The 13,641-nt window shown below is 59.5% G+C and carries 19 protein-coding genes; 18 read left to right on the top strand and 1 reads right to left on the bottom strand.

The features are described from left to right. Window positions 1-8: 8 nt before the first annotated feature. The gene (locus tag C4N22_RS01030; protein ID WP_112147661.1) at window positions 9-371 is read right to left on the bottom strand and encodes a helix-turn-helix domain-containing protein; all 363 of its coding nucleotides are present in this window, start codon (window positions 369-371) and stop codon (window positions 9-11) included. 186 nt (window positions 372-557) lie between these two features. Between C4N22_RS01030 and C4N22_RS01025 the strand changes: the two genes are divergently transcribed. From C4N22_RS01025 to C4N22_RS00940, 18 genes are all read left to right on the top strand, one after another. Continuing rightward, complete coding sequence (locus C4N22_RS01025; RefSeq protein ID WP_112147660.1) at window positions 558-767, top strand: XRE family transcriptional regulator; 210 nt, start codon at window positions 558-560, stop codon at window positions 765-767. Window positions 768-786: 19 nt separating this feature from the next. Further along, the gene (locus C4N22_RS01020) at window positions 787-993 is read left to right on the top strand and encodes a hypothetical protein (RefSeq protein ID WP_112147659.1); all 207 of its coding nucleotides are present in this window, start codon (window positions 787-789) and stop codon (window positions 991-993) included. A gap of 12 nt (window positions 994-1,005) precedes the next feature. Beyond that, window positions 1,006-1,242: a helix-turn-helix domain-containing protein gene (locus C4N22_RS01015; RefSeq protein WP_112147658.1), complete on the top strand. Its 237-nt coding sequence runs from the start codon at window positions 1,006-1,008 to the stop codon at window positions 1,240-1,242. Window positions 1,243-1,386: 144 nt separating this feature from the next. Beyond that, window positions 1,387-1,683, top strand: a complete 297-nt coding sequence (locus C4N22_RS01010) for a helix-turn-helix domain-containing protein (protein ID WP_112147657.1) — start codon at window positions 1,387-1,389, stop codon at window positions 1,681-1,683. Between the two features lie 132 nt (window positions 1,684-1,815). After that, entirely contained in the window at window positions 1,816-2,217 is a 402-nt protein-coding gene (locus C4N22_RS01005; protein ID WP_112147656.1) for a hypothetical protein, read from the top strand. A gap of 9 nt (window positions 2,218-2,226) precedes the next feature. Next, entirely contained in the window at window positions 2,227-2,472 is a 246-nt protein-coding gene (locus C4N22_RS01000) for a hypothetical protein (protein WP_112147655.1), read from the top strand. Beyond that, window positions 2,462-2,644, top strand: a complete 183-nt coding sequence (locus tag C4N22_RS00995) for a hypothetical protein (RefSeq protein WP_112147654.1) — start codon at window positions 2,462-2,464, stop codon at window positions 2,642-2,644. Before C4N22_RS01000 ends, C4N22_RS00995 begins: the two co-directional genes overlap by 11 nt. Window positions 2,645-2,654: 10 nt before the next feature. Then, complete coding sequence (locus C4N22_RS00990) at window positions 2,655-3,404, top strand: hypothetical protein (protein WP_112147653.1); 750 nt, start codon at window positions 2,655-2,657, stop codon at window positions 3,402-3,404. Between the two features lie 2 nt (window positions 3,405-3,406). Further along, window positions 3,407-4,000: a hypothetical protein gene (locus tag C4N22_RS00985; protein ID WP_112147652.1), complete on the top strand. Its 594-nt coding sequence runs from the start codon at window positions 3,407-3,409 to the stop codon at window positions 3,998-4,000. 193 nt (window positions 4,001-4,193) lie between these two features. Continuing rightward, window positions 4,194-5,075: a hypothetical protein gene (locus tag C4N22_RS00980; protein WP_146746499.1), complete on the top strand. Its 882-nt coding sequence runs from the start codon at window positions 4,194-4,196 to the stop codon at window positions 5,073-5,075. Window positions 5,076-5,093: 18 nt separating this feature from the next. Further along, a complete protein-coding gene (locus C4N22_RS00975; protein ID WP_112147650.1) occupies window positions 5,094-5,381 on the top strand; it encodes a SqdX protein in 288 nt (95 codons plus the stop codon). Between the two features lie 196 nt (window positions 5,382-5,577). Then, window positions 5,578-6,279: a transposase gene (locus tag C4N22_RS00970; protein WP_181567144.1), complete on the top strand. Its 702-nt coding sequence runs from the start codon at window positions 5,578-5,580 to the stop codon at window positions 6,277-6,279. A 147-nt stretch (window positions 6,280-6,426) separates the two neighbouring features. Then, window positions 6,427-7,860, top strand: coding sequence for a phage terminase large subunit (locus C4N22_RS00965; protein WP_112147648.1), 1,434 nt, complete (start codon window positions 6,427-6,429; stop codon window positions 7,858-7,860). A 185-nt stretch (window positions 7,861-8,045) separates the two neighbouring features. After that, window positions 8,046-9,926: a hypothetical protein gene (locus tag C4N22_RS00960; protein WP_242980911.1), complete on the top strand. Its 1,881-nt coding sequence runs from the start codon at window positions 8,046-8,048 to the stop codon at window positions 9,924-9,926. 139 nt (window positions 9,927-10,065) lie between these two features. Further along, the gene (locus tag C4N22_RS00955) at window positions 10,066-11,484 is read left to right on the top strand and encodes a ribosomal-processing cysteine protease Prp (RefSeq protein ID WP_112147647.1); all 1,419 of its coding nucleotides are present in this window, start codon (window positions 10,066-10,068) and stop codon (window positions 11,482-11,484) included. 23 nt (window positions 11,485-11,507) lie between these two features. Then, the gene (locus C4N22_RS00950) at window positions 11,508-12,536 is read left to right on the top strand and encodes a N4-gp56 family major capsid protein (RefSeq protein WP_112147646.1); all 1,029 of its coding nucleotides are present in this window, start codon (window positions 11,508-11,510) and stop codon (window positions 12,534-12,536) included. Window positions 12,537-12,766: 230 nt separating this feature from the next. Continuing rightward, window positions 12,767-13,000 carry a hypothetical protein gene (locus tag C4N22_RS00945; RefSeq protein ID WP_112147645.1) on the top strand — a complete coding sequence of 78 codons (234 nt, stop codon included), beginning with the start codon at window positions 12,767-12,769 and terminating at the stop codon, window positions 12,998-13,000. 248 nt (window positions 13,001-13,248) lie between these two features. Beyond that, window positions 13,249-13,641 carry a hypothetical protein gene (locus tag C4N22_RS00940; RefSeq protein WP_112147644.1) on the top strand — a complete coding sequence of 131 codons (393 nt, stop codon included), beginning with the start codon at window positions 13,249-13,251 and terminating at the stop codon, window positions 13,639-13,641.

Genomic DNA, 13,641 nt, shown 5'->3' with positions numbered 1-13,641 from the left:
GTTATTTTTTATGCTTCTTTCTGGCCCAGGCCAGGCTCACAAGATTTTTTATAGCGTCCGGTTGCAACAAGGTCTTCTACATACTCCACTGCTTTGCCCTGACCCTCATCATTGAGCTGATCGAACGAGGAGAGGAGGGCAGACTGCTGAGGGGTAAGGTGAGTTTTACCGCTTACGGTAGTATCAGATAAATCATCAAGTGTATAGCCCATACAATGAACGAGAGCGGAGACAGTGGACAACTGAGGGTCTTTTGTTTGGCCTGCAAAAAGCTTATTTAAAGTGCCTTTTGGAACGCCAGATGCAATGGATAACTGCTCAATTGTCATACCACTGCTTTTTTTTAACCTGTTGAGATTATCAAGCCACATGGTAAGATACTCCTTTCTCAAGTGTTGGTTTCATTATAAAGGAGAAAAAATCCAGAGTCAATAATAAATTACCGAATTGTATAAAAATATTCAATACGGGGTTGACTTTTACCAAATGTGGATGTAAAATCAAAATATAAATTACCGTTTATGGTAAAATAAAAATATAAGAAAGGAGATTATTAAATGGACAATTTGAAAGCTGAAATGCAACGCAACGGTCTGACTATCAAAGATATTATGCAGACGATTGGCTGCTCGGAAAAGACGGCGCGTAACAAAGTCAATGGCGAAACCGATTTTACTTACCCGGAGGCTGAAAAGGTGCGCAATACTCTTTTTCCGGGATTAAGGATGGAGTACCTTTTTCACCACACAGAACCGCAAACTCTTTAACCCGTAAAGAGGCGAAAAAATGACGGAAAAAGAGAGGCTCATACAGGAAAAGCTCAAGGACAAAGAATACTGTGATGTTTTAAGTGAAGTACGGCGGCTGCTGGCCTGCTGGTATGGCGCAGATGTGATACCGGAAAAAGACCGAGCAGAGTTCAAAAGAAAGACAGCTGAAAAGCTGCGGGAAATCATACGGCAGGTTCTGGGCGACCCGCAGCAGGGGACGTAAGGAGGTGAGAAGATGACGCGAAAGAGGTTTGCGAACCTGTGGCACCAGATGGTGATTCAGAAGTGGACGATCCGGAAGATGGCAAAGGAGATCGGGATGCCGGAGCGGGAGCTTGGCCAGAAGCTGAACGGAAAAGCAGAGTTTACGCTGAAAGAAATGCGGGCTTTGCAGGCAGCGCTTGGCTATCACCCACTGGACTATCTGTTTTGGGAGAAACAAATCTTGCCCACTTCAAAGGCGGATTTGTGAAAGTTTGATGGACAAAGCCGCAAATTAAAGGTACGCAAGGGAACACAAGGGAAATTTAAGGAAATTAAGGCGCAACCGGACAAATATTGACGTGTTGAAGACACTTTTGGAGAACGCTATACTGACAAAAACAGGAGGACGCTCATGAAGAAAGCTAAAATCTGGGACGCACGGCAGCTGCCGGCATTCCTGACCCCAAAAGAGTACAGCGCCCTGATGGGCATTGACCAGAAGACAGTGCAGAAGATGTGCCGCAGCGGCCAGCTGCCTGCCCACAAGGAGGGGCCGCGGCTGTGGCGCATTGACAAGAATGCTGCACTGGCATGGCAGAAAGAGTTAGAGGACCATCCGCCGGAGCAGAAAGATGCACGCAAAACCCGGAGGGAAAAAGAAAAGCCCGCCCGTGCTGGAACACGGACGAGCCTTAGAGTGACAGGTTGAGACGGCCTATCACCACAAGTTTAACATAAGAAAGAGAGAACCGCAAGGAAAACCTCTCAATCTCACCGTCCGCCTTTGGCGGCGCGGTTCGATAGCTCCCCCATCAGGGGAGCCAAGAGTAAAGGAGTAATTATGAGAAAGCGGGCAAAAATGCGGCTGGCGGTGCTGGGCGGGATGATCGCAGGGGCAGCGGCCGGGTGCTGGCTGCTGGATGTACTGGAAGCTGCGGCCAACTGGATGCTGGTGCACTGGATGGGCCTGGACATTGGCAAGGCAGCTGCCCGAGCCCCGGCCATGAGCGGGCTGCTGCTCTGCGGGTTGTTTGGCTTGGGGCTGTATCTGTACTGCCGCTGGGATGAAACCTCTCACCGCTTTGGTCTGGCTGACGCCAGCGCCTTGCGGAGCTCCCCTATCAGGGGAGCCAAGAGTAGAGGAAAAATAGCAGCCCGGCGGCGCCAGCGGTACGGCAAGATCAACCGCAGCCATGCCCGCATGGAGGAGCCGGACTACTGGACCAATCAAAAAGACGCGTAGGAGAACGACATGGACGAAGCTAAAAATCAGGCCCGGACGGGAATGACCCCGGAGGAAACGGAGCTGTGGATCGAGCTGATGGAAAAGGGACTGGACATCCAGAACGCGGTGCTGGAGAGCAAGGTGGTGCTGGACAAGCTGCCCGGCGAGCTGCGGATGGACGGCATCAACCTGCTGTACTGCCGCCTGACCCGGTGCCGGGCGCAGCTGCTGGGGCTGGTGGGAGAGGAGGAACGATACCGGAATGACGTTTGAAGAGTACGAGAGCGAGCTTGACCGGCGGATCAAAGAGCTGGACTGGAAGCAGGAAAAGGCCCGGGACCGCCTGGAGACCCCTGCCCATGACCTGATGGTACAGGCGAGCCGGGACAAGAATGTGACGCTGGAGCAGTTTGAAAAACTGAGCCGGACATTTTACGGTTGGTAAGGAGAAGCAAATGAAGAAGAAAATGAGCCTGGAAGACGAGCTGGATGTGACCCGGACCAGTGTGGCAGAGCTGACGGGGTGGTGCATCACCATTGCCCTGCATGAGCTGTTTGGCATTGGCCGGGAACGGCTGAACCGGGTGAACAACCGCCAGCGGATGCTGGCCGAGCAAAGCATGGCCGTTATGATGCAGCCCAACGAGCGGGGGATGCCCTCTACTGAAAAAGCCCGGCGGATGCGGGCAGAGGCACTGCCGGAAAGTGTGCCGCGGGAATTCCGGGTGCCTGCATTGCGGGCGGCACGGAACCGCAGGGAGCAGCAGCTCAAGATCGTGGGGGACCGGGCCGCGACCATGGCCTGGCAGCTGCACGCCAGGGCCTGCATGGAAGTGCTGGGATTTGGCCCGGACCGCTTGAACCGCTTATATGACGAGATGCGCCACAACTACGACCAGATGAACACCTGGGGCAAGGAAGATGGCATTGACGTGGCCATGGAGCGGATGCGGAAATGTGCCTGCGATGCCCTGAAAACCGACGACATTGTGGTGGAGGACGTGGAGGACAGCAAGGAGCTGGCCGCCCAGCGCCAACACTACCATGCACAGGAAGTGGAATTTTTGAAGCGGGCAGCTCTGGCGGCGACGGGCCGGAAGAGCTGCGCCAAGGTGCTGAATGTATTTGACGCCTCTGCCATGGACCGGAAAATGGCTGCCGTGCGGGACGCAGCCGTGGGCGAAGCGTTCCGCAGGAGGGTTTGACCATGGGGTGCAGATACATCTACAGCATTTACGATGCTAAGAGCGGGGCACTGGTGGCCAAAGGGGACGCGGCAAAGCTGGTGGGGCTGGGGCTGTTCCGGGATGCGGGGGTTCTATCGACCAGCTACCGCAAGAACCGGGAGTGCAAGAAGCCCCGGAAATACCGCATTGAGCGGGAAAAAGTAGTGAAGACCTTTGTAATGACCACGCCGCAGAAAGCGCTGCGGAGCATGTACATTTACAGCTGCTATGATGCACGGGACAAGCTGCTGGGCCGCGGCACGGCCTGGGAGCTGGTGGAGAGCGGGCTGTTTGGCAGCGAGACCAGCATCTACTCCTGCTACAACAAGGGCGGAGTAAACGACAGACTGGGGGTGGCCCGGATGACACGGGTGAGCGAGATGCGGGAATTGCAGCCAAAGCGAAAGGCTGCCGTGCACCGGAAAGCGGAGCCGCTGCGGGGAATTTCTCACCCAACGGCTTTACAGTGGGACGTGCATGACCTGCTGGTTTACAACCGAAAGGCCAAAAAGCAGGGCAAGCGGGAACTCTCCTATGGGCAGTGGAGTGCCATGGGAAAGCCGGCAGAACCGTGATCTTATTATGAAAGGCAACGGATACGATGGACCGAATACGTCCACCGTATCCGTTACATTTCATAAGTACCTATTTATAAAAAGCGTCCGGGCGGGCGCTTGGGGGAGCTAGTATACCCGTTATTTCTATGACGGTGGGAACCGGGATAAAGAAAGAACGCCAGCAACGACACGCCAGCAGGAGGGTACCGGGATGCGAAGAACCTACACCAGAGAGAAGCGGACTCTATGCGGGAAAGAGTACATGGAGGTGGACCTGTATGCCATCACCCCGGAGGAACACGCAGCCAAGCGCCGGAAGAAAGGCAGGCCCAGCACAGAGCGCCAGCGCCGCCGGAACGCGGAGCACGCGCGGCGCTACCGGGTGCAAAAGGCCAATGCCAATTTTACGGTGCTGGGGTTCAACGTGACGCTGACCTACGAGGACGGATATCTCCCGGAGGACTGGGAGCAGGCCAAGAAAGATCTGCGCAACTGGATGCGGCGGGTGGTGCTGGCCGCGTGCAAGACGTTTGACGTGAAAAAGGCGGATATCCGGTTCATGGGGCTGACGGCCTGCGGGCGAAAGGCGGGGCGGTTCCACCACCACATTCTGGTGGAGTGTGCTGGGCTGACCATGCGGCAGAATGCCCAGTTCCGGCAGATGCTGGAGGACAAGTGGGCGCTGCGGCAGCCGGACGGAAGCTATGAGCCGCTGGGCACGGCCAACGCCGACCGCCTGAACCTGCAGAACCGGCTGGATGATCTCATCACCTACTTTTGCAAGCACAGCGTCCTGTGCTGGTACGAGAGCCGAAACCTGATCCAGCCGGAGGAGCAGGTGCCCAACGATACCCGATGGAGCCGCAAGCAGCTGCGCGTGGGCTGCACCGAGTGCCGGGACAGCGCCTATTGGTGGGAGCAGAAATACCCGGGGTGGAAATTTGTGCGCTGTGTGGTGCCGGAGCCAGAGGGCCCGGCAGAGCCGAAAGACGGCTGGGATGCCGATGATCTGCGCTGCTATGTGGTGATGGTGCGAAAGTTCGCACCTGACAGACAGGATACCAGAATTTTGCGCGAGAAACGCGCACGTTAAATAGCCGGAGGTGAGCAGGTGACCAGAGGGCAGAAGAAGACGGTACGAAAGGCGCTGCGGCGGTATGGCCGCGGGGCCTGCGAAGCGACCCCAGAAGCCTGGCGCGAGGTGGTGGAGGAGACGCTGGCCTACTACGACCAGGCAGACCCGGTATGTGCCAGGCTTTTGCGGCTGCGGTATCTGGAAGACCAGCCGGAGGAGCGGGTGATCCCGGAGTTGTACGTCTGCCGGACGACCTACTACCGCAAGGAGCTGGAGGCGTTGAGCACTGTAGCCATTGCGGCTGCCCGGCGTGGGCTGCTGTAAATTTTGCTGCGGCGAATAGAGGCTGGATGAATGAGCACCCGGCCTTTTTATGCTGCCAAAAAGTACGCAGTATTTTTGCGCTGAGGTTTGTGATAGGCTGAGGGAAAGAAAACCTCTCAGTCGCCTGCGGCACCAGACCGCATGGGTGCAAGCAGACGCAAAAGAGAGGGCCTTGCGACAGAGGGGAGGTGTGGCGATGGCCGAGAAGAAACGGGCGTACTGCAAAAACACGGTGCAGGGACGGCAGCGGGGCAGAAAGTACCCGCCCAAGTTCCGGGCCGAGGTGGTAATGGCCATGCTGACCACAAACTCCATCTGTGCGGTGGCGCGGCGGTACGGCGTACCGGAGAGCACCATTCGCACCTGGGTAGCCGAAGAGGCCAAGCGGGGCGACGCATGGGCCGAGGAGCGGCGGGCAGCGGCGCGGGAGATCGCACTGCGGGCCAGCCTTGGCACCCGGGCCCAGGTGAGCTATCTGCAGAGCCGGGTGGAAGAAAACCGGCGGGCAGCACAGGTGAGCCAGAAGCTGCACGCAAGGCTGGATGAGGCGGCCAGGGCCCGGGATTTTTCCATTGGAACCCTGCTGAAAAGCGAGGACGAGGCCCTGGCGGACGCAGCCGAGGTGGGGCTGGTGGTATATGCCAGCCAGGGCAGCTATGACCGCCAGCTGGACCCCGACGAGGAAAAGCTGCTGGCCCGGCAGCTGGAACGGTACGAGGGGCGAACCATGACCGACAAGGACGCGGCCAACATGACCAAGGTGCTGATGACCGTGGCCGAGCGGGCCGCAGCTATGCTGCCCGGGGACAATGGCCTTGGCGAGAAAAACAGCCCACCGATGGTGGAGATTGGGGCGGAAAAAGATGCCGACGAAAAGGAAATCGTGGTGGAAGTTTAGAGCACTGGTCCGGCAGGACCTCTCAGGCGCTGACGCGCCAGCTCCCCTAATAGGGGAGCCCTTGGCAGGCCGGGCAACAGCACCAGACAGCATGGTTACAAACTGACAAAAAAGGCCGGGCCTTGCGACAGAGGGTAGGTGAGCAATATGAAAAACAGGCAGATCATTTGGAGCCCACAGCCGCGGCAGCTGGTCTTTATGTCCCGCACCGAGGACGAAGCGTTATACGGCGGGGCAGCGGGCGGCGGAAAGAGCGACGCGCTGGTGATCGAGGCACTGCGGCAGGTAAACACCCCGCATTACCGGGCACTGATCCTGCGCAAGACCTACCCGCAACTCTCTGAGCTCATTGACAAGACCATGCGGTACTACAAACCTGTTTTCCCGAAAGCGCGGTACAACGGCAGCGCCCACTGCTGGACATTCCCCAGCGGGGCAAAAATCTATTTTGGCAGCCTGCACCATGCACAGGACAAGTACAACTACCAGGGCAAAGCCTTTGATTTTATCGGGGTGGACGAGCTGACCCATTTCACCTGGGACGAATACAGCTATGTGATGAGCCGCAACCGCCCCAACGGCCCGGGCACCCGGGTATACATGCGGGCCACGGCAAACCCCGGCGGAGTGGGCCACGGCTGGGTCAAGGCGCGGTTCATCAGCCCGGCCCCACCGGGCACCCGGATGGTGCAGCTGGTGAACGTAAAGACCCCGGACGGAAAAGAGATCACCCGGCGGCGGACCCGCATTTTTATTCCGTCAACGGTATTTGACAACCCGGCGCTGATGGAAAACGACCCGGGGTACATCGGGACGCTGGCCAGCCTGCCGGAAGCGGAAAGGCAGGCGCTGCTATACGGCAACTGGGACAGCTTTAGTGGGCAGGTGTTCACCGAATGGCGGAACGACCCGGCCCACTACGACGACCAGCGGTGGACCCATGTGATCCGGCCGTTCCGGATCCCGGCACACTGGAAGATATGGCGCGGGTACGACTTTGGATTCTCGAAGCCCTTTTCCGTTGGATGGTATGCGGCCGACGAAGAGGGGCGGCTGTACCGGATCAAGGAGCTCTACGGCTGCACGGGCACACCCAACGAGGGCCTGCGCATTGACCCGGTGGAGCAGGCCCGGCGGATCCGGGAAGCGGAACAGAACGACCCGATGCTGAAAGGACGGGTGATCCTGGGCGTGGCGGACCCGGCAATCTTTGACGAGAGCCGCGGGGAGAGCATTGCGGACATGCAGGAGAAAAGCCCCAACTTTTTGCACTGGATGCCCGGCGACCACACCCGGCTTGCGGGCAAGATGCAGTTCCACTACCGTTTCGCCTTTGGGGAGGACGGGCGGCCGATGTTCCAGGTGTTTGACACCTGCAAGCATTTCATCCGGACCATCCCGAACCTGGTATACAGCGAGAGCAATGTGGAAGACATTGACACCACCCAGGAAGACCACATTTACGACGAGTGCCGTTATGTGCTGATGGAAAACCCCCTCAGCCCACGGAAGACGGCAAAGCCGGAGCCGCTGCGGGACGACCCGCTGGACCAGAGCCCGGCGAAGTTTATGAGAGTGTAACCTCTCAGTCACGCTGCGCGTGCCAGCTCCCCTGGCAGGAAAAACTCCCTCCGGCCGGAGGGAGATGGCGCTGCAAGCGACAGAGGGAGGATGGCCCTTGGCAGGCCGGAACACGGCACCAGACCGCTTGGGTGCTAACAGTCGTAAGAGCGTAGGCCCTGCGACAGAGGGCAGGAGGGTTGAAATTGGAATTTGAAGAGGTTTTGATGACGGAGCGGCAGGCCATTGGCACCGATGAGGTGGCCAAGGCGCAGCAGCTTTTGGAGAAATACAAGGTGGGAAAGGCGGCGCTGGACCAGAGGATCATCGAGAACGAACAGTGGTTCCGGATGCAGCACTGGCGCAGCTACAAGAACAACATGATGGAGGGCAAGCCGAAGCCCGCTTCCGGCTGGCTGTTCAACTCCATTGCGAACAAACACGCCGACGCCATGGACAACTACCCGGAGCCCAACATCCTGCCCCGGGCGCGGGACGACGAGGAGACAGCCAAGGTGCTCTCCAAAATCTTCCCGGTTTTGCTGGAACAGGCGGACTATGAGGAGGTCTACAGTGACACCTGGTGGCGCAAGCTCAAGCAGGGCACCGGTGTCAAGGGGGTCTTTTGGGACCCGGCGCTGCGGGGCGGCGTGGGGGACATTGCCATCAAGAGCATGGACCTTTTGATGCTGTACTGGGAACCGGGTGTGACCGACATCCAGGACAGCCCGAACCTGTTCAGCCTGGCGCTGGCGAACAACGACCAGCTGGCAGCCCAGTGGCCCAAGCTGGAGGGGCACACGGGCGGGAGCCTGACCACTTCCAAATACATCCACGATGAGAGCATTGACACCAGCGACAAGAGCGTGGTGGTGGACTGGTACTACAAAAAGGCCGTTGGCGAGGGGCGCACGGTGCTGCATTACTGCAAGTTCTGCAACGGCGTGGTGCTGTACGCCAGCGAGAACGACCCGGAGTACGCGGAGCGGGGCTTCTACGACCACGGCAAATACCCCTTTGTGTTTGACCCGCTGTTTGTGGAAGAGGACAGTCCGGCGGGGTTTGGGTACATTGACGTGATGAAAGACACGGCCACCAGCATCGACGAGATGAACGCGGCCATGGATGAGAACATCAAGATCGCAGCCAAGAGCCGCTACCTTGTGAGCGACACAGCAGGCGTGAACGAGGAGGAACTGGCCGATCTTTCCAAGGACATTGTGCACACGGTGGGCCGGGTGAACGAGGAGAGCTTTAAACCACTGCAGACGCCGGTGCTCTCGGGCAACTGCATCAGCTACCGGGACGCCCGGGTGGCGGAGCTGAAAGAAATCAGCGGCAACCGGGACGTGAGCCAGGGCGGAACCACCAGCGGCCTGACGGCGGCTTCCGCCATTGCAGCGTTACAGGAGGCGGGCAGCAAACTGAGCCGGGACATGCTGAAAAGCGCGTACCGGGCTTTTGTGAAAGAGTGCTACCTGATCCTGGATCTGATGCGGCAGTTTTACGACGAGGGCCGCATTTACCGCATTACGGGGGTAAACGGCGGGACGGAGTATGTGGAGTTTTCCGGCCAGATGCTGCGGCCAACCCCGCCCCAGATGGTGGGCGGCGTGGAGCTAGGTGCCCATGAGCCGGTATTTGACATTACGGTATGTGCAGCGAAGAAGAGCACGTTCAGCCGCCTTTCCCAGAACGAGACGGCCAAGGAGTGCTACCAGATGGGGCTTTTTGCCCCGGCCAACGCGGATGCAGCGCTGGCGGTGCTGGACATGATGGACTTTGAGGGCATTGAGAAAGTGCGGGAGCGGGTGCAGCAGAACGGCACGCTCTACCAGCAGTTGCAGCAGGCCATGGAGCAGCTGCAGAAGCTGAGTGCCATCATTGACATGCAGAACGGGACGAATATGAGCGATGCGGCCGGAGCGGCTGCCCAGGCCGCAGGCAGTACAGGCGGCGGAAGCGGCGGGACTACCGACGAGAAGACGACCACCAACAGCCTGGGCGGAGCAGTGGGCAGTGCGGACAACAGCATGGCCACCCAGGCAGCCAGAAGAGCCATGAATGTGAACAACCCGAACCGATGAAAACCTCTCAGTCAACGCTACGCATTGCCAGCTCCCCTATCAGGGGAGCCCTTGGCAGGACGGAAGACTCTGAGCAGGACGGAAGAAGTTTGATATGTCGTGAGGCTGTGGGCCCTGCGACAGAGAGGAGCAAGAGCGAATGATCTATGCGGAATATGTGGAGTTTGACCTGCCCACGGGGGCGCGGGTGCGGCGGCTGGAAGTGTACGGACATGCAGGCTATGCCCCTGCCGGGCAGGACATTGTGTGTGCCGGGGCATCCATGCTGATGGAAACACTGGTGTATGTGTTGGCAGGCTGTGAAGAGGCTGACTGCTGCGCTTACCGGGAGCCCACGGGGCCCCGTGTCTCGGTAAAGCTGACGGGCGATATTCACGAGAGCGACCTGGCGGCCATGGAGTTTGCCAAGAATGGTCTGGCACTGCTGGCGGAACGCTACCCGGATCATGTGCACTTTGTGGACAAGAGCAGGGATGGCCAGGAGAAAATGGTGGAATTGCAGCTGTTTGCAGAGGGCGGTGGCGACGGTGGAAGCGCTGGCGGCACCGGAGATGCCGGAGCCGAGGGCGGCAGCGGCATTGTGGAACCGGCCATGAGTCCGGCGGAGGAGCGGCTTGCCCGGTGCAGTGGGGTGCTGAAACGGACGGGCTCCCGAGGAGCGGGCTTGCCCTCTCAGTCGCCTGACGGCAACAGCTCCCCCAAAGGGGGAACCCTTGGCAAGACGGACAACTCTGAGCAGGACGAGGAAAGTTCTGCAGGGCGTGAGAGTGATGGCCCTGCGGGTGAGGGTGACGGCAGCGAGGGCAAAGAAAAGGCCCAGATGACGCCGGAGGAGCACAAAAAGGCGTTCCGGGAGCTGATGCAGGGGGAATACAAGGCCGAGAGCGAGGAGCTGATGCAGCAGGCGGTGGAGCGGGCGGCACAGCTTTTGGAAAACAGCCCCCAGATGAGAGGCTTGCTGGACGCGCTGCACGAAGCCTACGGCGTGGAGGACATGGAAGCGCTGACCGAGGCCGTGAAGAACGGCCGGGTGAAAGACGAGGCCTACTTTGAAAAGCTGGCCATGGAAAAGGGCGTGAGCGTAGCGACCGCCCGGCAGATGGACAAGCTGGAGAGTGAGAACAAACGCCTGACCGCCGCAGAAAAGTTTGCGGAAGACCAGCGGAAAGCGGCCCAGCGGCAGGTGGAGATCGACCGTATCCATGCAGAGTGGGACCGGGAAGCCCAGCAGCTGAAAGCCCAGTATCCGGAGTTTGACCTGGAGCAGACGCTGGCAAACCCGGAGATCGCAAATCTGATGCGTCTGGGTGTCTCGATGTCCAACGCATACCGGGCTGTGTACTTTGACCAGATCATGGCCCAGAACGAGAGCCGGACGGCCAAGCAGGTGGAGGACGGCGTGACCGAACGCATCCGCCAGCGGGGCACCCGGCCCGGTGAAAACGGCACCCGCCCCGGCGGCGCGGCCCAGACCCACACCGACGTGAACGCTCTGACCCGAAAAGAGCGGGAGCAGCTGGAACGGGCAGCGCTGCGCGGCCAGGTAGTGACTTTTTAATTCTTTTACAGGAGGATGACAAAATGAAAATGAAGAACATGATGTTCGACCTGCAGCTGTTTGCGGATGCAAGCACCCAGCTGCAGAACACCACGGGCAGCAGCGGCCTGACCGCCGAGATGAAGACCTACTACGAGAAGCGGCTGCTGGACCAGGCAGAGCCTGCACTGGTGCACAACCAGTTTGGCGACCCGTACCCCATCCCGGCCAATGGCGGCAAGACCATTGAATTTCGAAAATACGACAGCCTGCCTAAGGCCACCACGCCCCTGACCGAGGGCGTGACCCCCAACGGCCAGGCCCTGAAAGTGAGCACCATCACCGCAGAGGTGCACCAGTACGGCGGCTGGGTGCCCATTACCGACGTGCTGAAGACCACGGCGCTGGACAACAACGTGCTGCAGGCGACCAAGATTCTGGCCAGCCAGGCGGGCCGCACCCTGGACAGCGTGACCCGTGATATTCTGGTGGGCGGCACCAATGTGCTGTACGCACCCAAGGTGGCAGCGGACGGTGCGGAGACCGCTGTGGTGAGCCGTGCAGGCCTGGACAAGACCAGCCAGCTGACCGTAAAGCTGTGCATGCGTGCCGCAGCCATGCTGAAAGCCGTGAACGCCGACCCCATTGGCGACAGCTATGTGGCCATTGTGCATCCCTATGTGGCCTATGACCTGATGAACGACCCCAAGTGGGTGGACTGGCACAAGTACACCGACCCCGAGGCCATGTACACGGGCGAGATCGGCAAGATCGGCAACATCCGGTTTGTGGAGTCCAGCGAGGCAAAGGTATGGACCGGCGACGGCTGCCCGACGGGCCTGGCCGTGTTTGCGACCCTGGTGATCGCGGCACACGCCTACGGCCGCACTGAGCTGGAGGGCGGCGGCCTTGAGCACATCGTGAAGCAGCTGGGCTATGGTGATGACCCGCTGAACCAGCGTGCCTCCGTGGGTTGGAAAGCAACCCAGACCGCTGAGCGCCTGGTGGAGCAGTACATGGTGCGCATTGAGAGCGTGAGCGGCGAGTTCAGCGGCAGCGTGACGGCAAACTGAAAACCTCTCACTGCTTCCACGATAGAGCAATGGCACGGCAGGACCTCTCCGTCGCCTGCGGCGACACCTCCCCTAACAGGAAAGACTCCCTCCGGCCGGAGGGAGATGGCGCTGCAAGCGACAGAGGGAGGATGGCCTTTGGCAGGCCGGGCAACGGCACCAGACCGTTTGAGCACAAGAAAAACGCAGGAGCGTGGGCCCTGCGGTAAAACGTCAGGAGGATATGAGATATGGCAGAAGCAAAAAAGAAGACGGTGCGCATCCACCTGTTTAAGGACAACGGCCGCTACAAGGATGATGTGTTTGTGGGCGTGAACGGCGTAAACTACAAGATCCAGCGCGGTGTGGACGTGGATGTGCCGCCCGAGGTGGCTGAGGTGCTGGAGCACAGCCAGATGCAGGACACGATGGCCGCGCAGAAAATGGCGCAGCTGGAGGCAGAGGCTGCGGCAGCCCAGCAGTAAGAAGACCAGATACCCCCGGCCCGGCGGCGCTACGCTGTGCCGGGGGTGTTTTCATAAAAGGAAGAACCTCTCAGTCACGCTGCGCGTGCCAGCTCCCCTGGCAGGAAAGACTCCCTCCGGCCGGAGGGAGATGGCGCTGCAAGCGACAGAGGGAGGATGGCCCTTGGCAGGCCGGGCAGCGGCACCGGAATGCCTGGATATAAGCAAACGAAAAAGAGAGGGCCCTGTTACAGAGGGGAGGCTATCAAATGACAGCAGGAAAGGCGATAGAGACGGCGGACGCGCTGCGGCCAAACAACAGCTTTGACCGGGAGCTGAAAATTTTATGGCTGCGGCAGAGTGACGCGGCACTGCGGCGGGCAGTGGTGAGCCGGAGCAACACCACAGACTTTGACGACGTTGGGGCAGATGTGCTGTACGACCCGGAGCAGGAGCTGCTGCGGCAGGACGCCCAGCTGCTGGCCCCGGAGCCCTATGACGACTATTACCCGCACTACCTGTGCGCCCAGATGGATGCAGCCCTGGGCGAGACAGAGCGGTATGCCAACGAGATGCAGCTGGCGAACACGGCACAGCAGGGCTTTGCGGTGTGGTGCCGCCAGCACTACCTGCCCAAGATGGCAACGAAATGGAGGTACTGA

The sequence above is a fragment of the Faecalibacterium prausnitzii genome (assembly GCF_003287495.1).
GTDB lineage: Bacteria > Bacillota > Clostridia > Oscillospirales > Ruminococcaceae > Faecalibacterium > Faecalibacterium prausnitzii_I.
The sequence above is the reverse complement of the archived record's forward strand: the minus strand, read 5'-3'. Positions and strand labels throughout refer to the sequence as shown.